The following is a 24,845-nucleotide window of genomic DNA, read 5'->3' as shown; positions in this document are numbered from 1 at the left end:
TCAGCCGGGCGATTCGCCCGAAGGCGGCTTCAGGGCGTCGGCGAGCGAGGCGGTGGCGCTGCCGCGCCGCGCCGGTTGCGGCTGAGAGGCATCGGGCGCCCAGCCGGTGCAATAGACGATCTCGAACCGTTCCGCCGTTCGCCCGCTCTCATCGGTCTGCGCAGCGAAGGCCTGCGCCGCCGCCGCCAGTTCGGATCGCCGGAGCAGATGACGTTCGCGCAAGCTGTTGGTCGCCGCCATGCCGCGCAGATCGCGCAGCAGGTCGAACAACGAGCCGTAGCGCACCGAAAGGCTCTCCGTATCGGCGACAGGCAGGGCGAAGCCCGCTCGCGCCAGCAGATCGCCGGCGGAACGAACATCGATCTGCGGGTGCATGCGTGCCACCGGCTGGTCCCGCTGCGCCGCGCGCAGGGCGGCGCGGAGCGCGGGGAGCGTACCTGCACCGAGAAACGCGCCCAGGAACAGGCCGTCCGGCCGCAGAACCCGCCGAATCAGGCGCAGCGCGCCCGGCAGGTCGTTGATCTGGTCCAGCACGCCGACGGAAACGACCAGATCGAAAGCCTCATCGGCGAAGGGCAGCCGATCCTCGTCGCACTGAACCCCGCCGGCGACCTTTGCGAAGGACCGGCCCGGATCGGCCCGGACCACCGTTGCCGATGACGGCGGCGGAAATCCCGCGTCCCAGCAGCCGAGGTCGAGCATGTCGCGGAACGTCCGCTTCACCCCGGCAAGGCGTTCGGTCAGCCCCTCCATCATGAAGCGGTGCAGGAAGTCCGCCGATGCGAACTGGCCCGCCGCGCGGTCCCGGTGCAGGCGCCGGGCGGTGCGGTCGAAGATTTCCGGTGCGGTCACGCCCCCGCTTGTGCAGCGCCACGATCGCCGCGACAAGGGGCGGCATGAGGCTGGCCATCCCGATCCTGCGGCGGGTGCTCGATTACGCGCTGCCGCCGCGCTGTCCGGCTTGCGGCACTATCACCGAGGCGGATCACCGCTTCTGCGCGCCTTGCTGGGCCCGGCTGGAGTTCGTGGGGCCGCCCTGGTGCGCCTCCTGCCAGTCGCCCTTCGCCTTCGATCGTGGCGCGGAGGCGCTGTGCGGGCCCTGTCTTGCCGCGCCGCCCCGCCATGACGGGGTCCGCGCCGCCGTCGCTTATGGCGACATCGCCCGCGACCTTGCGCTGCGGCTGAAATATGGCGGACGAACGGCCTGTGCGAAGACGATGGCGCGGGTCATGGCGCGCACGCTGGACGGCGATATCGACGTGTTCGTGCCGGTTCCCCTGCATCGTTGGCGCATCTGGCGGCGCGGCTACAACCAGGCCGGCCTTATTGCCGATGCGCTTTCGCGCCAGTGGGCGGGGTCGCGGCGCGTCGATCCGCTCCTCAGGACCCGATCGACACCGGCGCTGCGCGGGATGGGTCCCGATGCGCGGCGACGGACCGTCCGCGGCGCCTTCGCGTTGCGCGAGGGGGCGAGGCGCGACGTGGAGGACAGAAATGTCGTGCTGGTCGACGACATCTATACCAGCGGTGCGACCAGCGATGCCTGCGTGCGGCTGCTGAAGCAGGCGGGCGCCCGCAGCGTCGTCGTGGCCGTCTGGGCGCGGGTGCTGCCGGGCGAGAGCGATTGACATATGCCCTGGCCCGACACACTTGTTCGACCATGGCGAAGATCGAAATCTACACCAAGGCCTTCTGTCCGTTCTGCATTCGCGCCAAGCGGCTGCTCGATGGCAAGGGCGCGGACTATGCGGAATATGACATCACCCTCGGCGGCAGGGAGCGCGACGAGATGATCCAGCGCGCCGGCGGCCGTTCGACGGTGCCGCAGATATTCATCGACGGCCGTCATATCGGCGGATCGGACGAGCTTGCCGCGCTGGACCGCGAAGGAGGGCTCGACCCGCTGCTCGCATGAAGATCGCGCTGCTTCAGATGACGAGCGGGATCGATCCGCTCGCCAATTCCCGGACGATCGTGAACGCCGTCGCCAAGGCGGCGGGCGAAGGGGCGGGCATGGTGTTCACGCCCGAAATGTCCGGCCTGCTGGATCGGGACCGCACACGCGCCGAACCCCATCTGCACCGGGAAGACGAAGATCCGGTGCTGAGTGCGGTCCGGGAAGCGGCCGCGCTGCACGGCATCTGGGTGGCGCTGGGCTCCCTGGCGGTGCGGAGCGCGGGGGATCGTCTGGCGAACCGTTCCTTCGTCATCGACGATCAGGGCGGCATCCGAGCCAGATACGACAAGCTGCACCTGTTCGATGTCGACTTGCCGACCGGCGAGAGCTGGCGCGAATCGAAGGTGTACGCCGCCGGCGATACCGCCTGTGTAGCGAATGTTCCGGCAGGCGCGTTGGGGCTGTCCGTTTGTTACGATCTGCGCTTTCCGGACCTGTACCGCGCGCTCAGCGACGCCGGGGCGACGTTGATCGCCGTTCCCGCCGCCTTCACCCGCCCGACCGGCCGCGCGCATTGGGAGCCGTTGTTGCGCGCGCGCGCGATCGAGGCGGGCGCATGGGTCGTGGCGGCGGCGCAGACCGGTGAGCATGCCGATGGCCGGGCGACCTGGGGGCATTCGATGGTGGTTGATCCCTGGGGCGAGATCATGCTCGACATGGGCATAGCACCGGGGCTTGGCTTTGCCGATATCGACCCGGATCGCGTCCGCGACGTTCGCGCGCGTATCCCCGCGCTCAGGCATCGCCGCCAGATTCCCGGCGTGGACCGAAGGTGATCGTCTTCGACCTTCGTTGCGACGCCGGGCACGTTTTCGAAAGCTGGTTCGGATCGAGCGCCGCTTACGCCGAGCAGCGGGACGGCGGCCTCGTCGTCTGTCCGGTCTGCGGGACGAGCAAGGTGGAAAAGGCCGTGATGGCGCCCAACATCGCCGCGAAGGGTGACAGGCCGGTGTCGGATGCGAAGAATGGAGCGCCCTCCGATCCTGCATCGAAGGCGGTGCTCGGGGAACTGGCGCAGCTCCAGCGCAAGCTGCTCGCCGATTCGCGGTGGGTCGGCAACGCGTTCGCCACGCAGGCCCGCGCCATGCACGACGGTGAAATGGAGCAGGCGGCGATCCATGGCCGGGCGAGCGTGCAAGAGGCCCGCGCGCTGATCGAGGACGGGGTCGAGGTGATGCCGCTGCCGCTCCCGGTCATCCCGCCGAACGCGCGCAATTGACCCGCTGCGGGGCAAAGTCTACCACCCGCGGCGCACGCCCCGGTAGCTCAGCAGGATAGAGCAACGGTTTCCTAAACCGGAGGTCAGAGGTTCGAGTCCTCTTCGGGGCGCCATCCAGGAACAGCGTCCGCTCGGCCAATGCGGTCTTCACACCCACTTCATAGCTGTCCACCGTCTCCGACGGCAGCACGTCGAAGCGCGTCGCGCCGAAGGGCGCGGCGGGGCCGCTCGGCGCGAGAATCTCCGGACGCCGGCCGCGCGCATAAGTGGCGTAGATGCTGGCGTCGTCGCTCGGCATGTAGCGCGCCGTCAGTCGCCAGGAGAAGCCGCCATCCTGATGCGTGGCGACATCGATATCGCCATTATCGGCGGTCGGCTGCGCACCGAGGCCGAACAGCGGCACCGGATACGCGGCCGAAGGCGGGATCGATGCTGCGCCAGGCGCGGCAAGCGCCGTAAGCAGCGCGGCGGGATCGCTTCCCTCGGCCGCGATCGTCTGTGCCGCAATGACGCCGCCCAGGATAGAGCGGCCGTTGAGGACGGAGGCAGTATAGGTGCTTCGCTTGTCGTCATGGCTGTAGCGCGTCCCACCGCCGATCTCGAACTGGTCGGAAAGCGTGATCGTGACGTCGCCGAACAGGTCGAACGCCGTGGTCCGGGAGCCATTGGTCGAGGTCTCGATATGGCTGGTCTTCACGTTCGCGGCGATGCCGTCGGCCAGAGCCGCGGGCAGGCCGAAACCCTGCTGAAGTATGCCGCTGGTCAGCGCCAAATTGTCGATCACGCCGATGGGGGCAGGCGTGTCCGCGGGTAGTCCAGGTACGAAGCCGCCACCGTTGAGGGCGTCGGCAAGGCGGGCGAGCGCTGCCCGCTCGTCGAATTCGGTGGGAGTGCGCTGCGCCCCCTTTTCCCAGAAATAGCTGGCGCCGACAAAAGCCGAGACGGGACCGTTATCGAAACTCAGTCGCAAATCCTGGCTGAACTGCTTGCCCCACGCGTTTTCGGCCGCCGTCAGGATCGGCAGCGACGTGCCGTCCGCGTCGAAGATCTCCAATCCATCGAACCGGCGATAGGCGGTGGTCGATACCAGCGTGAAACGGTCGTTCAACTGGTAATTGGCGATGCCGGTAACACCCCAGACCTGGCGATCGAGGCCGAGCCGGTCACCATCGGGAAAGTCGCTCGCGGCGGCCAGCGCGGCGCCGCTATTGCGGTCCCTGTCGCCGAGCACCGCGCCCGTCACCGGATCGGTAGGGTTATAGGCGATCGACTTGAAGGACGTGCCGGCCGGCTCGTCCTTCTGGTAATTGCCGATGATATCGACCGTCAGGCCACCGGTCTCGGCGCGTAAGGCGCCGCGGACGGCCTTGGTGTCCGCCGAATCGAAGTCCTGTCGCCAAGCAGGTTTTCGACATAGCCGTCGCGTTGGCGAATACGGCCGGCGACGCGGACGGCGACATCGTCGCCAATCGGTTCATTGACCATGCCTTCGAACGTGCGGGCATCGTAATTGCCATAGGAGAGCTTGCCATCGAACTCCCTCTGTCCGAGACGGGCCTTGTTCTGGATGACGTTCACGGCGCCGATCAGCGCACCGCGCCCATAGAGCGTGGTCTGCGGCCCCTTGGCTACTTCGATCCGCTCGACATCGAACAGCTCGACATAGGAGCCGCGCGACTTGGAGATGGAAACGCCATCCTGATAGACCGAAACGCGCGGCTCGGTGGTCGCCGCCCCGCTGTCGGACGTGATGCCGCGCATCACGAAGCCGGGATTGTTGGGCGACTGGTTCTGCACTTCGAAACCGGGCACGAAACGCGAAAGCTCGTCGAATTCCTCGATGCCGAAACGGTCGAGTTCATGCCCGTCGAGAACGCTCAGCGCGATCAGCACGTCCACCGGATCCTGTTCGCGCAATTGCGCGGTGACGAGGATCGTCGCGTCGTCTGCCGGCTCGGCGTCAGCCTGGGCGGTTTGCGCATGGGCGGCCGATGCTGCAAGCGAGGCAAGGCTGACCGCAGCCAGCGCGAGAGTGCGGAACGTCATAGGATCACGCACCTTTCACGAGCCGGCTAAAGCCGATCCGTGAAAGGTGCGTGACAATATCTGTCCTTAGGCGCTGTCTGCATTCAGCGTAGCCAGATCATGGCACCGGCGAGGTGGACGACGCCATGAAGGCAAAGAGCGTCTTCTCGCAGCGCCGGGCGGCATCCGGGCTCGCTTCACGGCGCTGCTCCGAATCACCGTCGGTCGGCGGGCGAGTTTCCGGGAAACCCGCGCCGCAGTTCCTGCGGTTATCCGGCGTGGTCGGGAAGCTCGCGGACCCAGATGTTGCGGAAGCTGATCGGCGGGCTGGGATCGCCATGCGCCTGCAGCTTGATCGGGGCGCGGTCATACGCCTTGTAGCTTGGCTTGCCGACATAGACGGTTTCGCCGTGCAGTGCGGCGTGATCCTGCACGAGGACGCCGTTGATGTACGCCGTGACATAGGCCGGAGTCTTCACCGAACCGTCGCCATTAAAGGTCGGTTTCGTCCACACCACATCGATGCTCTGCCATTCGCCCGGCTTGCGAACGGGATTGGCGAGCGGCGGATGCTGTTTGTAGATGCTGCCCGCCTGGCCGTTGACGTAGGTGTCGTTGTGATAGCTGTCCATGATCTGCAACTCGTACCCGGCATCGCCCTTGCCGGTGGACGCGAGGAAGAGGCCGCTGTTGCCCCGCGCCTGGCCTTCACCGGTGATGTCGGCCGGAATGCGATATTCGAGGTGGAGCTGATAGTTGCCGAAGGACTGGCGGGTCTGGATATTGCCGGCGTCCTTTTTGACCGTCAGGATACCGTCCGCCACCGTCCAGGCCGCGGGTGAGCCGTCTTCCACGCTCGCCCAGCGGTCGAGCGACGTGCCGTCGAACAGGACGGTCGCATCCGAAGGCGGCGTCGCGCTTTCGAAATTGCCCGGGGTCACGACGGGCACCGCGGGCGACCATTGTTCGGTGTCTTCGGGCTTGGGCTTGGCCTCCTGCGCTGCCGCCGCAAAGGGCAGGGCAAGCAGCAGGAAGGACGCGCCCGATACGATCAAGTTCATAATTCCCATCCTTTTCGATAAGTGCGGCCGAGATAGCGGTTCGCGTCCGCCACGTTGGTGATGCGTCCTGCCGCGCCGTCATATTCGATCGGCTGACCGGCGCGCATGGCCACGATGCCGAGCAACATCGTTTCGGTAAGCGGCACGGCGACGGCGAAGGGCGAGGACACCTTCTCCTCACCGCGGATGGCGCGAATCCAGTTCATCTCATGCCCGTCGATGCTGCCTTGGATGCGTGGCAGCGATTGCGGGATCGCGGCGGCACGACCGGCGGCGCCGTCGCCGATCAGCACGGGATTCTGGCCATAGGTTTCGTGCATCAGCTTGCCCCGGCTGCCGACGTACAGCACACCGCCTTCGGGCTTCATCGTCGCGCCCGGCGGCAATCCGCGCGGCGTCGGCGGCATCAGCCCGCCGTCATACCAGGTAAGTTTGACCGGCCCGCCCGTCGCATTGCCGAACTCGAAATGGGTGACGGTGACGAGCGGATAGCTGCCGCGCCGATCGCCCTCGGCGGCTTCCGCAGGCCGTTCGTTCTCGCCCCATGCCGAATGCCGTGTCTCGATACGGGTCGGCAGTCCGGGCTCGAGCGCCCAGACCGGAAAGTCGATCAGATGCGCGCCCATATCGCCCAGCGCGCCGCAGCCGAACGGCGCCCAGCCGCGCCAGTTGAAATGCGCGTAAAGCGGGTTGTAGCCCCAGCCGACCGTCGAGGGGCCCAGCCACACGTCCCAGTCGAAGCCGGCGGGGGTCGGCTGCGCCGCCGGTCGCGCCACGCCCTGCGGCCAGACGGGCCGATTGGTCCAGACATGAACCTCGCGCACATCGCCGATCGCGCCGCCCCGGAGCATCTCGACCACGCGCCGGCCGTCGTCGCCCGAATGGCCCTGATTGCCCATCTGGGTCACGAGGCGGGGATTGCCCCGTGCGAGGTCGTTCAGCACGCGACCTTCGCGTACAGTATAGGTGAGCGGCTTTTGCACATAGACGTGGAGGCCGCGTTCCATCGCCATCTTCGCGGCGACGGCGTGGTGCTGGTCCGGCGTGGCGATGACGACGGCGTCGATATCCTTGCGGGCACCAAGCATCCGCCGGTAATCCGCATATTTGTCCGCCTTGTCATAGGCGGCCTTGAGCACGGCGCGGCCGGCGATCGGCGCTCCCCGGCCGTCGACGAACGCCTTGGTCACGTGCGACAGGTCGGGATCGGCGAGCGCGACGATGTTCTGGCTGGTGAGCCGTTCCATGTTCGCCGCCCCCATGCCGCCGGCGCCGATGACCGCAAGGTTGACCCGGTCGCTGGGCGCGGGCCCGCGCCGGAGCACGACTGCACAAGCCGGCGTGGCGGCCATTCCGGCGGTGGCGGCGGCTCCCTTGAGCCACGAACGTCGGTCGATCGTCATCGTCACCTTTCCGTTTCCATGGTTGCGCCTTGATGCGGCCGAGCATGTCTGGCGCGGCGATTCAACAGATTTGTCGGCTCAGTAAGCATGGACGTCACCGGTCACTTGCGCGTTCGGGCGGCGGCGTGCGGTGCTTTTCCGGACGATCAGTTCATGGTCGAGGGTAACCTGTCGGTCCGGCAGCTCGTCGCCGCTCAGAATGGCGACGAGGAGTTCGACCGCGCGGCGGCCGATCAGCCCCTTGGGCTGGGCGACGGTCGTCAATGCAGGGTGGAAGAAGCGGGCGAGGGGCAGGTCGTCGAAGCCGATGATCGAGACGTCTTCCGGGCAGGACAGGCCCGCTTCGTCGATCGCGCTCATCGCGCCGATCGCCATTTCATCGCTGAAGCAGAAGATCGCCGTGACTCCGCGATCCAGCAGGTCACCGGTATGGTCAAACGCGGCGTTCGCGGAATAGTCGCCGATGCGGACCTGGAGGCGATCCGCCAGCCCGTGGCGCTCCGCGGTGCGTGTCGCCCCGGCGAGCCGGTCGCGGGTGAGGGGGCTGATCGGCGGGCCGGTGATGATGCCGATGTCGCGGTGGTCGAGGCCGATCAGATGCTCGACAGCGTCGCTGCTCGCGGCGGCATTGTCGATATGCACGCTGGGAACGCCGATATCGGGGCTGTATTCGCAGCCATTGACGATCGGCGCGGCGGCGCCGTCGCGCGTCATCAGGGGCGCCAGGCTCGCCGGAAGCCGGTGGCCGAGGAAGATCAGACCGTCGACCTCGCGCCGCGCGAGCATTTCGGCATATTGATCTTCGATCTCGGGATCGTGTCGGGTGTCGCCCACCACGATCGCGTAGCCGACGTCGCGTGCGGCTTCTTCGGCGCCGCGGATGACGCTCGCGAAGAACGGATTGGAAATGTCGGGCACTGTCAGCAGGATCTTCGCCGCGCGCAGCGTGCGCAGGCTGCGCGCGGCGACGTTGGGGGAATAGCCCAGCGATTCGACCACCTCCAGCACGCGGCGGCGCGTCGGTTCGGCCACGCGGTGCGGCTGGCTGAGCACGCGCGATACCGTGGCGGTGGAAACGCCGGCGACCGCGGCGACCTGGATGATCGTTGTCATGGCGATCTTGTGTCGCGTGACGCCGGCCGTGTCGAGAGGCACCGATGTAATCCTTTACATCGACAACGTCGCTGCATAGGCTCGCGTCCGAGAGCAGCAAAGCTGCGCATAGGGGAGGGCAGGCGCATGGTCGCTGCTGAAGGGACGTTGACAGGGGCGGAGCGTCCGGCATCCGAAATGCTGACGGGCCGCCTCAGCGCGCTCATGTTCATGCAGTTCTTCGTCTGGGGCGCGTGGAACGTCACGCTCGGTCTGGTGATGCAGACCGTCGGGATAGGCAATCTGATCGGCAATGCGTTCTCGGTGGGCCCGATCGCGTCGATCGCGGGCTCGTTCCTGCTCGGCATGGCGGCGACGCGCTATCTGACGCCGAAGATGCTGATGGTGGTGCTGCACCTGGTGGGCGGCGCGATCCTGTTCGTGCTGCCGTCGCTGGTCACGCCCGAACATGGCGACGCGTTCGTCTGGCTGCTGCTCGGCTACATGATCCTCTACATGCCCACCGTCGGCCTCGCCAACACCATCGCGCTCAAGAGCTTCGGCGAGCGGGTCGACCGGTTCCCGTTCGTGCGCGCGTTCGGCACGCTGGGCTGGATCGCCTCCGGCCTCATCATCGGCTGGGCGGGGCTTTCCGCCAGCCCCCAGATATTCGTGGTCGCCGCCATCGTGTCGGTCGCGCTTGGGCTCTACGGTTTTACGTTGCCCAACGTGGAAGCCGACGCGCCTCGCGACGAGGGCGTGATCCGGCAGGTGCTGTGTGTCGAGGCATTCGCCCTCATGCGGCAACGCTCGTTCCTGATCTTCATCGTCTGCGCGACGCTGATCTCGATTCCGCTTGCGATGTATTACGCCTATGCCTCGGCCTATGTCGGCGCGGCGGGGGTCGAGAATGTCGGCGGCACGCTGGCGATCGGCCAGATGTCCGAGCTGGCCTTCATGTTTTCGATGCCGTGGCTCTACCGCCGTTTCGGGGTGAAGCCGCTGCTGCTCGTCGGCATGGTCGCCTGGGCCGCGCGCTATGCCCTGTTCGCGATCGGTGACGGCGGGGACTCGCTCTGGGCGATCTATCTCGGCGTCGCGCTGCACGGCGTTTGCTACGACTTCTTCTTCGTCGCGGGCGCGATCTACACCGGTACGATCGCAAATCCGAAGGGCGTCAATGCGCAAGCGCAGGGAATGCTGACGCTGTTCACCTATGGCGTGGGGATGCTGCTCGGCGCGCAGGTCGGTGCGCTGCTCTACGCACAGATGCCGGAGGTGGCGTCGATCGCGGATTGGCAGCAAATGTGGTGGTATCCCGCGATCGCGGCGGCGGCCATCGCGATCCTGTTCCAGCTTACCTTCCGCGACAACAGCAGGATGGAGGCGCGGACGTGAGCGACATGAAGGGGCCGGCCGTATTCCTGGCGCAGTTCCTGGGTGACACGGCGCCGTTCGACACGCTCGACCACCTCGCCGAATGGGCGGCGGGGCTGGGCTATGTCGGCGTGCAGATTCCCTGTGATCCGCGGCTGATCGACCTTGAGCAGGCGGCGGCGAGCAAGGGCTATTGCGACGATTTGCGCGGACGCCTGGCCGGGTTCGGGGTCGAGCCGACGGAATTGTCGACGCATCTGCAGGGGCAACTCGTCGCGGTGCATCCGGCCTATGGCTCGCTGTTCGACGGCTTCGCGCCCGCGGCGCTCCACGGCAAGCCCGCCGAGCGGCAGGCATGGGCGGTCGAACAGGTCACGCTTGCGGCCAAGGCGAGCGCCAATCTGGGACTGTCGGCGCACGCCACCTTCTCGGGCGCGCTGGCATGGCCCTATGTCTATCCCTGGCCACAGCGGCCTGCGGGATTGGTCGAGGAAGCCTTTGCCGAGCTGGCGCGGCGCTGGACGCCGATCCTTGACGCGTTCGAAGCGGCGGGAGTCGATTGCGCGTTCGAAATCCATCCCGGCGAAGATCTGCACGACGGCGCGACCTGGGAGCGGTTCCTTGCCGCCGTCGATCATCATTCGCGGGCGCGCATCCTGTTCGATCCGTCGCACTTCGTGCTGCAACAGCTCGATTATGTCGACTTCATCGACCGCTATCACGACCGGATTTCGTGCTTCCATGTCAAGGACGCCGAGTTCAACCCGAGCGGCCGCACAGGCGTTTATGGCGGCTATGAAAGCTGGATCGACCGCGCCGGGCGCTTCCGCTCGCCGGGTGACGGGCAGGTGGAGTTCGGGGCGATCTTCAGCAAGCTGGCGCAATATGGCTATGACGGCTGGGCCGTGGTCGAGTGGGAATGCGCGCTGAAACGCGCCGAGGACGGCGCGCGCGAGGGCGCCCCCTTCATCCGCGACCATATGGTCCGCGTGACCGACCACGCCTTCGACGATTTCGCCGCGAGCGGCGCGGATCGTGGTGCGATCCGCAAGCTGCTCGGCCTCCCGGTGCAGGGGACGAGCGAATGAACCGTCACCCTCTCCGGCTCGGCATGGTGGGTGGCGGCGAGGGTGCGTTCATCGGTGCGGTTCACCGCATGGCTGCCGCGCTCGACGGCGATTGGCGGCTGACCGCCGGCGCGTTCAGCACCGATGCCGGGCGCAATGAGCGAACAGGCGAGCAGCTCGGGCTCGACTCCACGCGCGTCTATCCGTCGATCGAGGCGTTGATTGAGGGCGAGCGCGCGCTGCCCGAAGGCGATCGTATCGACGCGCTGGCGATCGTCACACCGAACCATCTTCACGCGCCGATGGCGATCGCGGCGATGGAGGCGGGCATCCACGTGTTCTGCGAAAAGCCGATGGCGATGAGCGTCGCGGAGGCGCAGGCGATCGCGGCGGCAGCCGAGGCCAGCGGGCGGCGCTTCGCGCTTGCCTTCACCTATAGCGGCTATCCGCTGATCGAGGAGGCGCGCCTGCGCGTCGCGCGCGGCGATTTCGGCGCGATCCGGCTGGTGCAGGTCGAATATCTGCAAGGCTGGCTGAGCGCGCCGATCGACCGGGACGGTAACAAGCAGGCCGAATGGCGCACCGATCCGGCGCGCGCCGGCCTGGGCGGGTGTCTCGGCGACATCGGCACGCATGCTTTCCAACTCGCCGAACACGTTTCCGGGCTGCACGCCGAGGCACTCTGCGCCGATCTCGCGATCCATGTGCCCGGACGGCGGCTCGACGACGATGTCAGCGCATTGTTGCGGTTCGACGGCGGGGCGCGGGGCACGCTCAAGGCCAGTCAGGTCGCGGCGGGCGAGGAGAACGGCCTCAAGCTGCGCATCCATGGCGAACGCGGCGGCCTCGAATGGGCGCAGATGGAACCGAATACGCTGACACTGCGCTGGCTCGACCGCCCGGCCGAGATCGTGCGCGCCGGCGGCCCTGGCTTGGATGATGCGACGATGCGGCTGCTGCGCGTACCGGCGGGTCATCCGGAAGGGTATATCGAGGCGTTCGCGAACCTTTACCGCGGGTTTGCGGCTGTGATCCGGGATGAAGATGGCGCGTATGTGCCAGGCCTAACCGACGGCCTTCGCACGATGAAATTCGTCGAGGCGGTTGTCGCAAACGCCGTCTCCGACCGGAAATGGACACCACTCGAACCGGGAGAGAATGAATGAAGCTTCTCGTGTGCCTGGGAACCGGGACGGCCGCTGCCGCGGCGCTTTTCGTCTCCTGCGCGCCCACCGCTGCGCGCACCGCGCCGTCGGCCGCGCCCGCCGCTTTCGCTGCGTGCAAGGCATGCCACACCGTCGAAGCCGGCGGCAGAAACGGCGTCGGACCCAATCTGCACGGCGTTGTCGGCAGGGATGCCGCGTCGGTATCCGGCTTCAACTATTCGTCCGCGATGAAGCAATCTGGCCTGACCTGGGATGCGGCGACGCTCGACGAGTTCCTCGCCGCGCCGGGCAAGAAGGTGCCGGGCACCCGGATGCCGATCGGCATGACCGATCCCGCGAAGCGCGCGGCGATCATCAAATATCTGAAGGCGCAAAGCTGAGCGCGAAGAGGGGCGGGGATGACGATTACACGCCGAACGCTGATTGCCGCGGGTGCGGCAGCCCCGCTTGCCGCCGGGCTGGGGAGCGCGGCGGCGCGACCCTCGAACGCCGCGCGCTTTTCGCTCGGCTTCGCACCGCACGAGGGCAGCTTCGCCAGCCGCGGCGGGCTGATCGAGCAGATCGCCTTCGCCGCCGACCAGGGGTTCACCGCCTGGGAGGATAACGAGGCGCGCAGCCGCTCCGTCGCCGAACAGACGCAGATGGCGAAGGCGCTCGCCGATCGCGGGATGACGATGGGGGTGTTTGTCGCGAGTATGCCCAGATGGGGCGAATCCCGCCCGATCCTGGGCGCTACCGACGGCGAGGAGCGCGAGGCGTTCCTGGCGGATGTGCGCAGCGCGGTGGATGTCGCCAGGCGCTTGGGCGCCAAGCACATGACGGTCGTCACCGGCTTTCTCGACAAGAAGGTGCCTGTCGATATCCAGACCGCGCGGGTGATCGACGTGATGCGCCGCGCGGGCGACATCGTCGCGCCGCACGGGCTGGCGATGGTGATGGAGCCGCTCAACACGCGCACCAATCATCCGGGCATCTTTATGCGCAGCATCGCGCATGGGTTCGCGGTAGCGCGCGGGGCGAACAGCCCGGGCGTGAAGATCCTCGCCGATCTCTACCATGAGCAGGTCCAGTCGGGGAATCTGATCCCGACGCTCGACACCTGCTGGAGCGAGATCGGCTACATTCAGTTCGGCGACAATCCGGGCCGTAACGAGCCGGGCACCGGCGAGATCAACTTCGCCAACATCTGCAAATGGCTGCGCGATCGGCGCTACGGCGGCGTCATCGGCATGGAACACGGAAATTCGGCCGAAGGCCGCGCGGGCGAGGATCGACTGATCGCCGCCTATCGTGCGATCGACGCGCAATGAAGGGAGAAGGGATCACATGATCGATCGTAGGACCGCGCTCGCCGGGGTGGTGAGCATGTTCGGCGCGGGGCTGTTCGCGCCGATCGCGCGCGCCGCCGGCGCCGCGAAGGCATCGCGTATCCCGGTGATCAGCGAGGGACCGCCGAGTATCGCCGTGTTCACCCCAAGCCAGCGTGCGCTGGTGAGCGCGCTCAGCGAGCGGGTGATCCCTACCACCGACACCCCCGGCGCTGTCGCCGCCGAGGTGCCGGCCTTCATCGAGAAGATGCTCGCCGATTGGGCCGAGCCCGACGACCGGGTGCCGATCCTGGCGGGGCTTCAGGCGATCGAGGCGCGCAGCCTGAAGGACTATCGCGTCTCCGCCGCGCAGGCGACGCCCGAGCAGCAGGATGCGCTGCTGACGCTGGCGATGAACGACCAGCTTCCGGGCGGCGAGGATTTCTTCGAGGCGTTTCGCCAACTCGTCGTCACCGGTTACTACACGTCGGAGATCGGGATCACGCAGGAGCGCGAATATCTGCCCGTTCCCGGCAAGTATGACGGCGCGTTCCCCTATTCCAAGGTAAACAAGGTCTACAGCTCATGATCAGCCGGCGCACTCTGTTCGGGGGCGCCGGGAGCGCCGCCGCCTTCGCCTTCGCCCATCGCCTCATCCCGCCGGCCTTCGCCGCACAGATCACGGCGGTCGGTATCCAGCTCTATACCGTGCGCGAGATATTCCAGAAAGATCCGGTCGGCACGCTCGAGAAGATCGCCCGCATCGGCTATCGCGAGATCGAGTTCGGCGGCGGCAATTACGAGGCGATGGACGCCACGATGCTGCGCGAAACGATGGACCGGCTCGGCCTGCGCTCGCCTTCGGCGCATATCGGCTATGACGCGCTGCTCGAGGATTTCGATACGTCGGTCGCCATGGCGAAGACACTCGGCGCGACCACGGTGGTGCTGCCCTATATGGCGGACGAGCATCGCACCGAAGCGGGATGGAAGGCGGTGCTGCCCAATTTCAGCCGCTTCGCCGCGGACCTCAAGAAAGCGGGCCTCGATTTCGCCTATCATAACCACGATTTCGAATTCGTCACCAAGCCCGGCGGCGTAAGCCTCTACGACCGGTTCCTCGCCGAGACCGATCCTGCGCTGGTGCGCTGCGAACTCGATCTTTATTGGGCCGCGCATGCCGGGGAGGATCTCGCCGCGCTGATCGACCGGCTGGGCAACCGCATCTACGCCTATCACGTCAAGGACATGCGCCCCGACGGGAGCATGACGGCGGTGGGCGAGGGCACCATCGACTTCGCCGCGCTGTTCAGGCGCAAGGCGAGCGCGGGCGTCCGGCATTTCTACGTCGAGAATGACGAGGCGCCCGCGCCCTACCTTCCCGACATCACCACCAGCTTCGAGACGCTGCGCGCGCTGCGCTTCTAACGATCACCCGGAGGGAACATATGGCTTCGACCAACAGGTTCGACGCAATCGTCATCGGCTCGGGCGTGAGCGGCGGCTGGGCAGCAAAGGAACTGACCGAAAAAGGGTTGCGCGTGCTGATGCTCGACCGCGGCGTGATGGTCGAACATGGGACCGACTATGCCTATGACGGCAAGCCGGCCTATGAGGTGCCGGCGCGCAACATCATGCCCAAGCCGCTGATCGAGAGCGATTACTTCATCGCGACCCATGGCTATGTCGCGCCCAGCAACCAGCGCTTCTACAATGACGACCGGCTCAACCCCTATGCCTTTGACGAGGGCAGCAAATTCTATTGGATCCGCCCCGGCGCGGTGGGCGGCAAATCGCTGATCTGGGGGCGCTGGAGCTTCCGCTGGGCGCCCGCGGATTTCGAGGCGAACAAGCGCGACGGAATCGATGGCGAATGGCCGATCGGCTATGACGATGTTGCGCCGTGGTACAGCTATGTCGAGAAATTCGCCGGCGTTTCGGGCTCGCGCGAGAATTTGCCGTATCTGCCCGACAGCGAATTCCAGCCGCCGATGCCGATGAACATCGCGGAGAAATGGTTCAAGCAGCGGCTCGAGACCAAGTTTCCGGGGCGCAAGCTGATCCACACGCGCCTGTCGAACATGACCGAGGACAAGCTCGATCAGGGCCGCACCAAGTGTCAGTTCCGTAACCAGTGCGGCAACGGCTGCTCGTTCGGCGCCTATTTCTCGACGCAGGCGGTGACCTTGCCCGCGGCGCGCGCGACGGGGCGGCTGACGCTCCAGTCCGATGCGGTCGTCACCAATCTTGAATATGATCCGGCGGCCAGGCGCGTCACCGGCGTGCGCTATATCGACGCCAAGACCGGCGAGGCGCAGACGGTGCGCGCCGATCTCGTCTTCCTGTGCGCTTCGGCGATGGCATCGACGCAGATTTTGATGAATTCACGCGCGCCGGGCAGCGAGCGGAGCCATTTCGACGAGAGCGGGACGCTGGGCCGGTATGTCATGGACCATATCTTCCGCGTCGGGATGGAGGGCGAGATTCCGGGCATGACCGACTATATCGAATATGGCCGGCGCCCCGGCGGCGTCTATATCCCGCGCTTCCGCAATATCGGCGAGGGAGAGGATGTCGGGTTCAAGCGCGGCTACGGCTATCAGGGCAGCGCCTATCGGCCTCCCGCGGCGCCAGAGGGATTCGGTGCGGCGATGAAGCACGGGATGCGGCGATATGCATCGTGGAAGTTCGGCATGGGTGCGTTCGGCGAATGTCTGCCGTACCGGGATAACCATGTTTCGTTGCATCCGAACAAGGTCGACCGTTTCGGCGTACCGCTGATGCGCTTCGACGTGCGCTTCCGCGATAACGAACTGAAGATGATGGCCGACGCGCGCGAACAGGGCGAGGCGATGCTGAAGGGCGCCGGGCTTGCCAATGTCACGAGCTGGGAGGGCGAGCACGTCCCCGGCGATGCGATCCACGAAATGGGCGGCGCGCGCATGGGCGCCGACCCGCGCGCTTCGGTGCTGAACCGCTGGAACCAGGCGCACGCCGCCTCCAACCTCTATGTAACCGATGGTGCGCAGATGGCCTCGACCTCTTGCGTCAATCCATCGCTTACCTTCATGGCGTTGACCGCGCGTGCCGTCGATCACGCCGTCACGCAGATGAAGCGGGCATAGCCGGGCCGGTGCGCGTCTGATCGCGCGGCGGCAAGCGCCCGGACAATGCCTGGCGCCGGGTCAGCGATCGTCGGTCGTGGGGCCGAGCCAGGCGGTGCGGAATGCGAGCTGTTTCGTGCTGAGCGGCTTGCCGGTCATTTCATTGCGCACGATCGTCAGGGTCGGGTCGGGCATCGCCGTAAGATCGGCCGAATGCCGGCCCGATCGGTTGCTATAGACGACATGAATGGAAGCGCCGGGACGGACGTTCGCCAACGTCCGATCCCATGTTTCGACGCTGTCGATGGATTGGCCGTCGATGCTGATGATCGCGTCGCCCCGGTCGAGCCCGGCTTCATAGAGCGGACTTTTCGGCGCAGGAATTGCGTCCAGCCTGACGATACCGTCGGATTCGGCGAGGCGGTCGGCGCCCAGCCAGCCCTTGTCGGGATTCCGGCGACGCAGCGTAAGGCCCGCTTGCGCCAGCAATGGTGCAAAATCCGGCAGCGCGCTGTTGCGAACAGAGCGGTCGAAGAATCGGGCCGCGAATGCGGGATCGTCCGTCAGTTCCGCCAGGCCGGCCTGCAGATCCTCCGGAGAATAGGGACTGACGGGGGCATAATCGTTCTGTGCCCTGCCGTTCCTGCGCCACATGTGCCGCATATAGTCGTCGAGCGTCAGATCGTAACGCTGCCGGAGTGTCAGATCGAGTGCGAGTGCGACCACCGCGCCATAGGGATAATAGGAGGTGAAGATATTCCCGTTCACCGGGTCGATGGCGGTCGCGGCATCGACGAAGGGCGCGCGCAGGCTCATCTCCTGTGGCGAGCCGTAGAGCCGCCCCGGCGCGTTCACGACATAGCTGAGGGTGCTGCCCAGCGTCTCGAGATAGTCATCGACGGATCGTTCACCCGCGCGCCGGATCAGCAGCGGTCCGTAATATTGCGTGAACCCTTCGGCGAACCACAACGAAGGCGTCGGATTGGCACGGGTAAAGTCGAATGGCTCCAATCCTGCCGGTCGCAGACGCTCGACATTCCAGGCATGGGTGAATTCGTGGCTGAGCGTGTCGATCTGCGCGAAATCCGCCGCCCGCAGCGATCGCGGCTGGCTGATCATCGTGGAGTTGCGATGCTCCATGCCGTCGCCGCTGATCTGCGGCATATAGTCGGCGATGAAGGTATAGGTGCCGAAATCATAGTCCGGCGGGCCACCGAACAGCTTGAAATGTTGCGCGATTACCTTGCGCACCTTCTTCGCGAAGGCGTCGACGGTGGCTGCATCGTCTTCGCTGTGGACGGCCAGGCGGATGGTGTAGTCGCGACCCTGGCCCCGAACCTTCCAGCTTCGCAGTTGGAAATCGGACAGTTCGGTCGGGCTGTCCATGAAATATTGCAGGTTCGGCGCGCGGAAGCTGTTCTTCGCACTCGGTAACGGCGGAAGCTGGGTCGCGATCTTCCAATCGGGATCGGCCGGGTGGAAGGTAACGCGGATCGGGCGGTCGTCATAGCCGGTCGCCCACATGAACGTCGCGGGCATGTTCAGATGGGCGTGGGTGGGATCGATCTGTGCATAGGTGCCGTCGCCGCGATCGCCGTACAGGGTATAGGTGAGCGTCACCGTGCCGTCATGGCCGACGACGCGCCAGCCATAGGGATTGTCCCGCAGCACGGGCAGGGCTTTGCCCGCACCGTCCACGGCCGAAACCGAATAGACGTTCTTGGCGAATTCGTGGAGCGCGTAGCGGCCGGGCGACGAGCGCGCCATGCGAAAGGTGACCGGCCCATCGGCGAGATCGCGATAGGTGACGCTGATCCGCGCTTCGTGATGTTCGGGATGAGGAAAGCGTACATCGTACCGCACCGCGGCATCCGTCGTGCCGATTGTCGCTGCCGCGCGCGCATGTGCCGGCATGGCCGTCGCCGCCAGAAGCACCGCAAGGTGATAGGAAATCTTCATCGGTCCCCCGCTCGCACCGCCGTCACATGCGCGGCACGCCCTTCATAGGCGACCCGGTCCCGGCGGGTCCAGTCGCGGAGCGATCGTCCGCGAAGCGCTGGTCCCGCGAACGATCTCCAACCAACTCTTCCGACCAACTCTAAAGCCTGAGATCCGTCCCGCAGCCGCTGGGACTGGCGTTGCGCCGGGGCGACGATGTCGCCATAGGAGGATATCGCGGTGTGTCGTCCCCATCGGTGCGGACCGCATTCCGCAGCGCCGGCGCCTTTTCGAAACGGGAGAATAGTTGCTCATGGCAGCGCATGAGGTCAGCCCCGACGACGGCGACACCGTATCGGAGCAGAAGAAGATAGCGGTTCCGCCGGAGGTGGAAGACGCGGTAAAAACATTGTTGCGCTGGGCGGGCGACGATCCCGAGCGGGAAGGGCTGGTCGACACGCCGAAGCGGGTGGCGCGCGCGTGGAAGGAATATTGCCAGGGATATGCCGAGGATCCGGCCCATCATCTCTCGCGCGTGTTCGAGGAAGTCGGTGGCTATGACGAAATCGTGCTGCTGAAGGACATCCCGTTCCAGTCGCATTGCGAGCACCACATGGCGCCCATCATCGGCAAGGCGCATATCGCGTACCTGCCGGACAGTTGGGTGGTCGGCATTTCCAAGCTGGCGCGCGTGCTGCACGCTTATGCCCGCCGCCTGCAGGTGCAGGAACGCCTGACCGCACAGGTCGCGGACTGCATCTGGGAGCATCTGAAACCGCGCGGCGTGGCAGTGGTGGTGGAGGCGACCCATGCTTGCATGACCGCGCGCGGGGTGCGGACGCCGGGCGTCACCATGACGACCAGCCGCATGATGGGGGTATTTCGTGAGGATCAGCGGAGCCGGAAGGAAGTGCTCGCGCTGATGGGATTCGAATAGGTACAGGAACGAATGAAACGCAGTCGACGTTCACAGACCATGAAACATGCTGCGCCCCTGCTTGCGGCCCTGATGCTTGCGGCCTGCTCGCAATCCGAGCCGCAGCCGGCGGACAATGACCTTTCCGCCGCGCAAAACGCGGCGGATTCCGCCGAGCCGATGATGATGACCAATTTGATGCGGGAGCCGATCCTGCCGGAAAACGAATCAGCGGCCAATGTGCTGGCGCCGACGAACAGCGCCCAGGCCGCCGGAGAAGCATCGGCTGACCGGCTCCAGCCGATCGTCTATAACGATATCGAAAGCCTCGGCCTGCTCGGCCCGGGATGCAGTTTCCACGCCGAACAGCCGGATGCCACGCTGGCGATCGTCACCAACGATGCCGAGGGGGCCGTGAAGATCGACGACGACTTCCGCAAGCTCACCGCGCGCAAGGCCGGCGAGGAATATGTGACCCGCGGTCCGATTCTGGAAGGGGAGGAGGCGCTGGTGATCGTGACCCGCAGCGAAGGCGCCGGACGCCTGATCGGCATTGATACGCGCGGGTGGCCGGCGAGCATGCGTGTGGCCATCGGTGACAGGGCGGAACGCACCTATCAGGGCGAATGGCAGTGCGGCGCATAAACAACCCCTCAGGCGGGCGACAGTCGCTCTGACCGTCTTCGCTCAGTTCCCGCCTTATTCCGGGCGCTTGCTCTCCGTTCGTGCCGAGCTTGTCGAAGCGCAGCTTTCTTGTGTCGGCCCGGAAAAGGAATAGGATTCTTCGACAAGCTCGGGGCGAAATGGGGCGGTAGTGCGGCACCGGCGCTGATGCGCCGTCGCCGTTACGGCACGCGGAGATCGTGGCCGGCGGCGCAGTTGGCCGCCGACAGCACGGCACGGACGCTCGCCGTCGCAATATCCTCGTCGATGCCCACTCCCCAATGCGTCACGCCGCGCGGATCGGTGCACTCGACATAGGCAGCGGCGCGTGCGTCGGATCCGTGGCCGATCGCGTGTTCGGAATAGCTCTGCACGTCGAGTTGGATTCCCTGTGCCTCCCTGAGCGCACCCAGCACGGATGAGATCAGGCCGTTGCCGCGTCCGCTGAGACGCAGACTTTCGCCCGCGACATCGACAGTTCCGGTGAAGATGCGCTCGCCCGACGCGGAACGCCGTTCGTCCCAGTCGACCAGTTCGATGGGCTGGTTGCCTTCCAGGCGATAGGCCTTGGCGAATGCCTGCCAGATATCGGCGGCGTCGAGTTCGCGGCTGCTGGTATCCGCCAGTTGCTGCACGTGACGGCTGAAATCCGCTTGCAGCCGCTTGGGCAGTTTCAGCCCCTTGTCCTGCTGCAGCACCCAGGCGACGCCGCCCTTGCCGGACTGTGAGTTGACGCGGATCACCGCCTCGTAATTGCGGCCGAGATCGGCGGGATCGATGGGCAGATAGGGCACATCCCACTGTTCGTCGTTGCGGCTCTCCTGCGCCGCGAACCCCTTCTTGATCGCGTCCTGATGGCTGCCGGAAAAGGCGGTGAAGACGAGGTCGCCGGCATAAGGATGGCGCGGGTGTACCGGCAGTTGGTTGCAATATTCGACGGTGCCGATGACACGGTCGATGTCCGAGAAATCAAGTCCGGGATCAATGCCTTGCGTGTACATGTTCAGGGCAAGTGTCACGAGATCGACATTGCCGGTGCGCTCGCCATTGCCGAAGAGGCAGCCCTCGACGCGATCCGCGCCGGCCAGCAGGCCGAGTTCGGATGCCGCGACGCCCGTGCCACGATCATTGTGCGTATGCAGGCTGATGACGACACTGTCCCGGTTGGGCACGTTGCGGCAGAACCATTCGATCTGGTCGGCATAGATGTTGGGTGTCGCGGCTTCGACGGTTGCCGGCAGGTTGAGAATCAGCGGGCGTTCCGGCGTCGGGCGCAATATCTCCATCACGGCGGCGCAGACCTCGACCGAGAAATCCAGCTCGGCGGTCGAAAAGGTTTCCGGGCTGTATTCGAAATGCCAGTCGGTATCGGGCTGTCGGGCCGCTTCGTCGCGCAGGATCTTCGCGCCCGACACCGCGATCTCGCGTACCTCGTCGCGGCTCATGTCGAACACGATGCGGCGCCAGGCCGGCGACACCGCGTTGTAGAGATGGACGATCGCCGCCCGCGCGCCGCGCAGGGATTCGAAGCTCCTTTCGATCAGGTCGCGGCGCGATTGGGTAAGGACCTGGACCAGCACGTCGTCGGGAATGCGATCGGACTGCACGAGGCCGGAGATGAAGTCGAATTCGGTCGCTCCGGCCGAGGGAAATCCGACCTCGATCTCCTTCACGCCGATTTCGACCAGCAGGTCGAAGAAGCGGTTCTTCTTCTCGGCGTTCATCGGGTCGATCAACGCCTGATTGCCGTCGCGCATATCGGTCGAAAGCCAGCGCGGCGGTGCGGTGATCGTGCGGCTGGGCCATTCCCGGTCGGGCAGGTCCACCTGCGGAAAAGGCCTGTATTTTACCGAAGGGTCGTGAAGCATGATGATGTCTCTCGAAACGGTTGGCGCGGCGACGTCGCTCGCCGGAAGCCGTCAAGGTCGGTCGGCGCTCTCCCTTAGGGCGGGGGCGCGACGACGCACCCGTCCTAAGGGCGGATAAGTCGTAGTGCGAACCGCTTCGGCGCAATCATCATGCGCGCTCAATGGCAAAGGCGATCGGAATTGTCCAGCCCGCTGCGCAAAAGACGGCGAAATTGTTCGCAGACACCCGGTTTCGACGCACATCCTCGGCGCCGCCGGCGCCGCCGGCGCCGCCGGCGCCGTCGGTCATTGCTTCTCGAAAGCGGCGTTGATGACGAGGTCGACGCGGTCCGATACCAGCGGGATGCCGTAATCGATGCCGAAATCGCTCCGCTTGATCTGCGTCGTCGCGCGGAAGCCGATATTGGTCTTGTGCTCGCCCATCATCCCTGGGCCGGCGCCGATGAATTCCGCCTTTAGCACGACGGGTTTCGTCACGCCGCGCAGCGTCAGATCGCCGGTGATCGTCGCCGTCCGTCCGCTGGCGTCGACATGGGTCGAAACGAACTTGCCCTCGGGATATTTCTCGGCGTCGAAAAAGTCCGCTTTCATCAGGTGCTCGTCGAGCGCTTTCGCGGTGGTCGATACCTTGTCGATGGGGAATGTGACCATCACCTTCGCGGCTTCCGGGTTCGCCGGATCGAGCGTCAGCGTTCCGCTGGGGTCGGTGAACTGTCCGGTATACTGGCTGAATCCGAGATGATTGACGGTGAACAGGACCTGCGTATGGGCCGGATCAACCGTGTAGGTGCCGGCTGTGACGCGGGCGGCGTCGGGCTTGCCGGGCGCCTCGGAAGGCATCTGCTGGGCGGCGAGCGGAACGGCAGCGGTGAGGGTGAGGGCAAGGGCGAGAACGGCACGGCGCATCGGAGTGTCTCCCCAAATTGAGAACCGGGCGGAAGGGTGGTCCGCTCCCGCCCGGCTGTCAAACTGCTTTTGCGGAAACGCTGCGGTTCAGTTCCTGTCCTTGTCGACCAGCTTGTTGGCGCCGATCCACGGCATCATCGCGCGCAGCTCGCTGCCGATCTTTTCAATCGGATGCGCTGCCGCCGCCTTGCGCGATGCCTTGAGTTCGGGCTGGCCGGCGCGGTTGTCGAGCACGAAATTCCGGACGAAGCGCCCGCCCTGAATGTCGGCGAGCACGCGCTTCATCTCCGCCTTGGTTTCGTCGGTGATGATGCGCGGACCGGTAGTGACGTCGCCATATTCGGCGGTGTTCGAGATCGAGTAGCGCATGTTGGCGATGCCGCCTTCATACATCAGGTCGACGATCAGCTTCACCTCGTGCAGGCACTCGAAATACGCCATTTCAGGGGCGTAGCCGGCTTCCACCAGCGTCTCGAAACCGGCCTGGATCAGGTGGGTCAGGCCGCCGCACAGCACCGCCTGTTCGCCGAACAGGTCGGTTTCGCACTCTTCGCGGAAATTGGTTTCGATGATGCCCGAGCGCCCGCCGCCGATCGCCGAGGCATAGGCCAGGCAGATATCATGTGCGTTGCCGCTCGCATCGTGTTCGACCGCCATCAGGCAGGGCACGCCGCCGCCGCGGACATATTCGCTGCGCACAGTATGGCCAGGGCCCTTGGGCGCGACCATGATGATGTCGACTTCGTCGCTCGGCTCGATCAGCCCGAAATGGACGTTCAGACCGTGGGCGAAGGCGATTGCCGAACCGGGCTTCATCCGGCCCTTGATACCGCCTTCCCAGATCGCGGCCTGATGCTCGTCGGGCGCCAGCATCATGATGAGGTCGGCCCATTCGGCGGCGTCGGGCACGGACATGACCTTGAAGCCCGCCTCCTCGGCCTTCTTCGCGCTGGCCGACCCCTCGCGCAGTGCGATCACCACGTTATCGACACCGGAATCGCGCAGGTTGAGGGCGTGGGCGTGACCCTGACTGCCATAGCCGACAATGGCGATTTTTTTACCCGTGACCAGGTTCAGGTCGGCATCGCGATCGTAATAGACACGCATGATTGTATTCGTCCCTTTCGGTTTTGTGTGTCCCCGCGAGGGCGGGGACCCAGAGTTTTTGCAGGGCTGCGCTCCCGCCTTCGCGAGAGCACTGTGGTTGTTGCGGGAATGCCTACGCCGCCTCTTTCCCGCGGGAAATGGCGACGATGCCGGTGCGCGCGACTTCGACGAGGCCGACTTCGCGCATCAATTCGACGAACTTGTCGATCTTCTCGCTGCCGCCGGTCACTTCGAAGACGAAGCTCCCTATCGTCGCATCGACCACGCGGGCGCGGTACACATCGGCCAGGCGCAGCGCCTCGATGCGGTGTTCGCCCTTGCCGGCGACCTTCACCAGCGCCAGCTCGCGCTCGACATGCTCGCCGAGCACCGTGAGGTCGGCGACCTTGTGCACCGGCACCAGCCGTTCGAGCTGGGCGATGATCTGTTCCATGACGTGGCGGTTGGCCGATGTGACGATGGTGATCCGGCTGACGAGATCGTCCTCCGAAATGTCGGTCACCGTCAGGCTTTCGATATTGTAGCCGCGCGCGGTGAACATGCCGGCGATCCGCGCGAGGATCCCCGGCTCATTGTCGACGATGACGGCGAGCGTGTGCCGCTCGATCGCTTCTTCCCTGATGTGCATGGCTAAATCCCCCTCCCGCCTGCAGGAGGGGCCAGACGAGG

25 protein-coding genes, 1 tRNA gene and 1 pseudogene are annotated in these 24,845 nt (G+C 65.7%); 15 read left to right on the top strand and 12 right to left on the bottom strand.

What is annotated here, in order from left to right; translation table 11 throughout:
• The gene (locus tag RPR59_RS09320; RefSeq protein WP_313913348.1) at nucleotides 1-852 is read right to left on the bottom strand and encodes a class I SAM-dependent methyltransferase; all 852 of its coding nucleotides are present in this window, start codon (nucleotides 850-852) and stop codon (nucleotides 1-3) included.
• 44 nt (nucleotides 853-896) lie between these two features.
• Here RPR59_RS09320 and RPR59_RS09315 point away from each other — a divergent pair, with 44 nt between their 5' ends.
• From RPR59_RS09315 to RPR59_RS09295, 5 genes are all read left to right on the top strand, one after another.
• Nucleotides 897-1,628, top strand: coding sequence for a ComF family protein (locus RPR59_RS09315; protein ID WP_313913345.1), 732 nt, complete (start codon nucleotides 897-899; stop codon nucleotides 1,626-1,628).
• A gap of 32 nt (nucleotides 1,629-1,660) precedes the next feature.
• The gene (gene grxC, locus RPR59_RS09310; RefSeq protein ID WP_313913343.1) at nucleotides 1,661-1,915 is read left to right on the top strand and encodes a glutaredoxin 3; all 255 of its coding nucleotides are present in this window, start codon (nucleotides 1,661-1,663) and stop codon (nucleotides 1,913-1,915) included.
• Nucleotides 1,912-2,733 (top strand): carbon-nitrogen hydrolase family protein, encoded by an 822-nt coding sequence (locus RPR59_RS09305; protein WP_313913341.1) that lies wholly within the window; start codon nucleotides 1,912-1,914, stop codon nucleotides 2,731-2,733. Before grxC ends, RPR59_RS09305 begins: the two co-directional genes overlap by 4 nt.
• Nucleotides 2,730-3,176, top strand: coding sequence for a DUF1178 family protein (locus RPR59_RS09300; RefSeq protein WP_313913338.1), 447 nt, complete (start codon nucleotides 2,730-2,732; stop codon nucleotides 3,174-3,176). Before RPR59_RS09305 ends, RPR59_RS09300 begins: the two co-directional genes overlap by 4 nt.
• A 36-nt stretch (nucleotides 3,177-3,212) precedes the next feature.
• Nucleotides 3,213-3,289: transfer RNA gene (locus RPR59_RS09295), tRNA-Arg, on the top strand.
• Nucleotides 3,290-3,315: 26 nt separating this feature from the next.
• Here RPR59_RS09295 and RPR59_RS09290 read toward each other — a convergent pair.
• From RPR59_RS09290 to RPR59_RS09270, 5 genes and pseudogenes are all read right to left on the bottom strand, one after another.
• Nucleotides 3,316-4,407: pseudogene (locus RPR59_RS09290) on the bottom strand (TonB-dependent receptor domain-containing protein); the annotation flags it as partial.
• 95 nt (nucleotides 4,408-4,502) lie between these two features.
• A complete protein-coding gene (locus RPR59_RS09285; RefSeq protein WP_313913337.1) occupies nucleotides 4,503-5,222 on the bottom strand; it encodes a TonB-dependent receptor plug domain-containing protein in 720 nt (239 codons plus the stop codon).
• Between the two features lie 248 nt (nucleotides 5,223-5,470).
• A complete protein-coding gene (locus tag RPR59_RS09280; RefSeq protein WP_313913336.1) occupies nucleotides 5,471-6,262 on the bottom strand; it encodes a 3-keto-disaccharide hydrolase in 792 nt (263 codons plus the stop codon).
• Nucleotides 6,259-7,665 (bottom strand): Gfo/Idh/MocA family protein, encoded by a 1,407-nt coding sequence (locus tag RPR59_RS09275; protein WP_313913335.1) that lies wholly within the window; start codon nucleotides 7,663-7,665, stop codon nucleotides 6,259-6,261. Before RPR59_RS09275 ends, RPR59_RS09280 begins: the two co-directional genes overlap by 4 nt.
• 78 nt (nucleotides 7,666-7,743) lie before the next feature.
• On the bottom strand, nucleotides 7,744-8,778 hold the full coding sequence (locus RPR59_RS09270) for a LacI family DNA-binding transcriptional regulator (protein WP_313913334.1): 1,035 nt from the start codon (nucleotides 8,776-8,778) through the stop codon (nucleotides 7,744-7,746).
• A 126-nt stretch (nucleotides 8,779-8,904) separates the two neighbouring features.
• On the opposite strand from RPR59_RS09270, the gene RPR59_RS09265 reads away from it, so the two are divergent.
• From RPR59_RS09265 to RPR59_RS09230, 8 genes are read left to right on the top strand one after another with little or no spacing between them, the layout of a single operon-like run.
• On the top strand, nucleotides 8,905-10,155 hold the full coding sequence (locus tag RPR59_RS09265; RefSeq protein ID WP_313913332.1) for an MFS transporter: 1,251 nt from the start codon (nucleotides 8,905-8,907) through the stop codon (nucleotides 10,153-10,155).
• Nucleotides 10,152-11,222, top strand: a complete 1,071-nt coding sequence (locus RPR59_RS09260) for a sugar phosphate isomerase/epimerase family protein (RefSeq protein ID WP_313913330.1) — start codon at nucleotides 10,152-10,154, stop codon at nucleotides 11,220-11,222. The genes RPR59_RS09265 and RPR59_RS09260 overlap by 4 nt, the downstream gene beginning before the upstream one ends.
• Nucleotides 11,219-12,367 (top strand): Gfo/Idh/MocA family protein, encoded by a 1,149-nt coding sequence (locus tag RPR59_RS09255; protein ID WP_313913327.1) that lies wholly within the window; start codon nucleotides 11,219-11,221, stop codon nucleotides 12,365-12,367. Before RPR59_RS09260 ends, RPR59_RS09255 begins: the two co-directional genes overlap by 4 nt.
• Entirely contained in the window at nucleotides 12,364-12,747 is a 384-nt protein-coding gene (locus RPR59_RS09250) for a c-type cytochrome (protein WP_313913325.1), read from the top strand. Before RPR59_RS09255 ends, RPR59_RS09250 begins: the two co-directional genes overlap by 4 nt.
• Before the next feature lie 18 nt (nucleotides 12,748-12,765).
• Nucleotides 12,766-13,677 (top strand): hydroxypyruvate isomerase family protein, encoded by a 912-nt coding sequence (locus tag RPR59_RS09245; RefSeq protein ID WP_313913323.1) that lies wholly within the window; start codon nucleotides 12,766-12,768, stop codon nucleotides 13,675-13,677.
• Between the two features lie 16 nt (nucleotides 13,678-13,693).
• A complete protein-coding gene (locus RPR59_RS09240) occupies nucleotides 13,694-14,263 on the top strand; it encodes a gluconate 2-dehydrogenase subunit 3 family protein (protein ID WP_313913321.1) in 570 nt (189 codons plus the stop codon).
• Complete coding sequence (locus tag RPR59_RS09235) at nucleotides 14,260-15,102, top strand: sugar phosphate isomerase/epimerase family protein (protein ID WP_313913319.1); 843 nt, start codon at nucleotides 14,260-14,262, stop codon at nucleotides 15,100-15,102. The genes RPR59_RS09240 and RPR59_RS09235 overlap by 4 nt, the downstream gene beginning before the upstream one ends.
• A gap of 20 nt (nucleotides 15,103-15,122) precedes the next feature.
• Nucleotides 15,123-16,799 carry a GMC oxidoreductase gene (locus RPR59_RS09230; RefSeq protein ID WP_313913316.1) on the top strand — a complete coding sequence of 559 codons (1,677 nt, stop codon included), beginning with the start codon at nucleotides 15,123-15,125 and terminating at the stop codon, nucleotides 16,797-16,799.
• 60 nt (nucleotides 16,800-16,859) lie between these two features.
• On the opposite strand, the gene RPR59_RS09225 is transcribed toward RPR59_RS09230, so the two are convergent.
• Nucleotides 16,860-18,737 (bottom strand): M61 family metallopeptidase, encoded by a 1,878-nt coding sequence (locus RPR59_RS09225; protein WP_313913313.1) that lies wholly within the window; start codon nucleotides 18,735-18,737, stop codon nucleotides 16,860-16,862.
• A gap of 292 nt (nucleotides 18,738-19,029) precedes the next feature.
• Here RPR59_RS09225 and folE point away from each other — a divergent pair, with 292 nt between their 5' ends.
• Nucleotides 19,030-19,653, top strand: a complete 624-nt coding sequence (gene folE / locus RPR59_RS09220) for a GTP cyclohydrolase I FolE (protein WP_313913311.1) — start codon at nucleotides 19,030-19,032, stop codon at nucleotides 19,651-19,653.
• Nucleotides 19,654-19,818: 165 nt separating this feature from the next.
• Nucleotides 19,819-20,277: a hypothetical protein gene (locus RPR59_RS09215; RefSeq protein WP_313913309.1), complete on the top strand. Its 459-nt coding sequence runs from the start codon at nucleotides 19,819-19,821 to the stop codon at nucleotides 20,275-20,277.
• Between the two features lie 200 nt (nucleotides 20,278-20,477).
• On the opposite strand, the gene leuA is transcribed toward RPR59_RS09215, so the two are convergent.
• The 5 genes from leuA to ilvN all read right to left on the bottom strand — a co-directional run bounded on the left by leuA (nucleotide 20,478) and on the right by ilvN (nucleotide 24,804).
• Nucleotides 20,478-22,163, bottom strand: a complete 1,686-nt coding sequence (gene leuA, locus RPR59_RS09210; protein WP_313913307.1) for a 2-isopropylmalate synthase — start codon at nucleotides 22,161-22,163, stop codon at nucleotides 20,478-20,480.
• A 148-nt stretch (nucleotides 22,164-22,311) separates the two neighbouring features.
• Nucleotides 22,312-22,452: a hypothetical protein gene (locus tag RPR59_RS09205; protein WP_313913305.1), complete on the bottom strand. Its 141-nt coding sequence runs from the start codon at nucleotides 22,450-22,452 to the stop codon at nucleotides 22,312-22,314.
• Nucleotides 22,449-23,069 (bottom strand): YceI family protein, encoded by a 621-nt coding sequence (locus RPR59_RS09200; RefSeq protein ID WP_313913303.1) that lies wholly within the window; start codon nucleotides 23,067-23,069, stop codon nucleotides 22,449-22,451. Before RPR59_RS09200 ends, RPR59_RS09205 begins: the two co-directional genes overlap by 4 nt.
• A gap of 87 nt (nucleotides 23,070-23,156) precedes the next feature.
• Nucleotides 23,157-24,176, bottom strand: coding sequence for a ketol-acid reductoisomerase (gene ilvC / locus RPR59_RS09195; protein WP_313913301.1), 1,020 nt, complete (start codon nucleotides 24,174-24,176; stop codon nucleotides 23,157-23,159).
• 112 nt (nucleotides 24,177-24,288) lie between these two features.
• Complete coding sequence (gene ilvN, locus RPR59_RS09190; protein WP_313913299.1) at nucleotides 24,289-24,804, bottom strand: acetolactate synthase small subunit; 516 nt, start codon at nucleotides 24,802-24,804, stop codon at nucleotides 24,289-24,291.
• Between the last annotated feature and the right edge of the window lie 41 nt (nucleotides 24,805-24,845).

It is taken from the genome of Stakelama saccharophila (genome assembly GCF_032229225.1).
Taxonomy (GTDB): domain Bacteria; phylum Pseudomonadota; class Alphaproteobacteria; order Sphingomonadales; family Sphingomonadaceae; genus Sphingomonas; species Sphingomonas saccharophila.
This window is presented reverse-complemented; position numbering and strand designations above follow the sequence as displayed.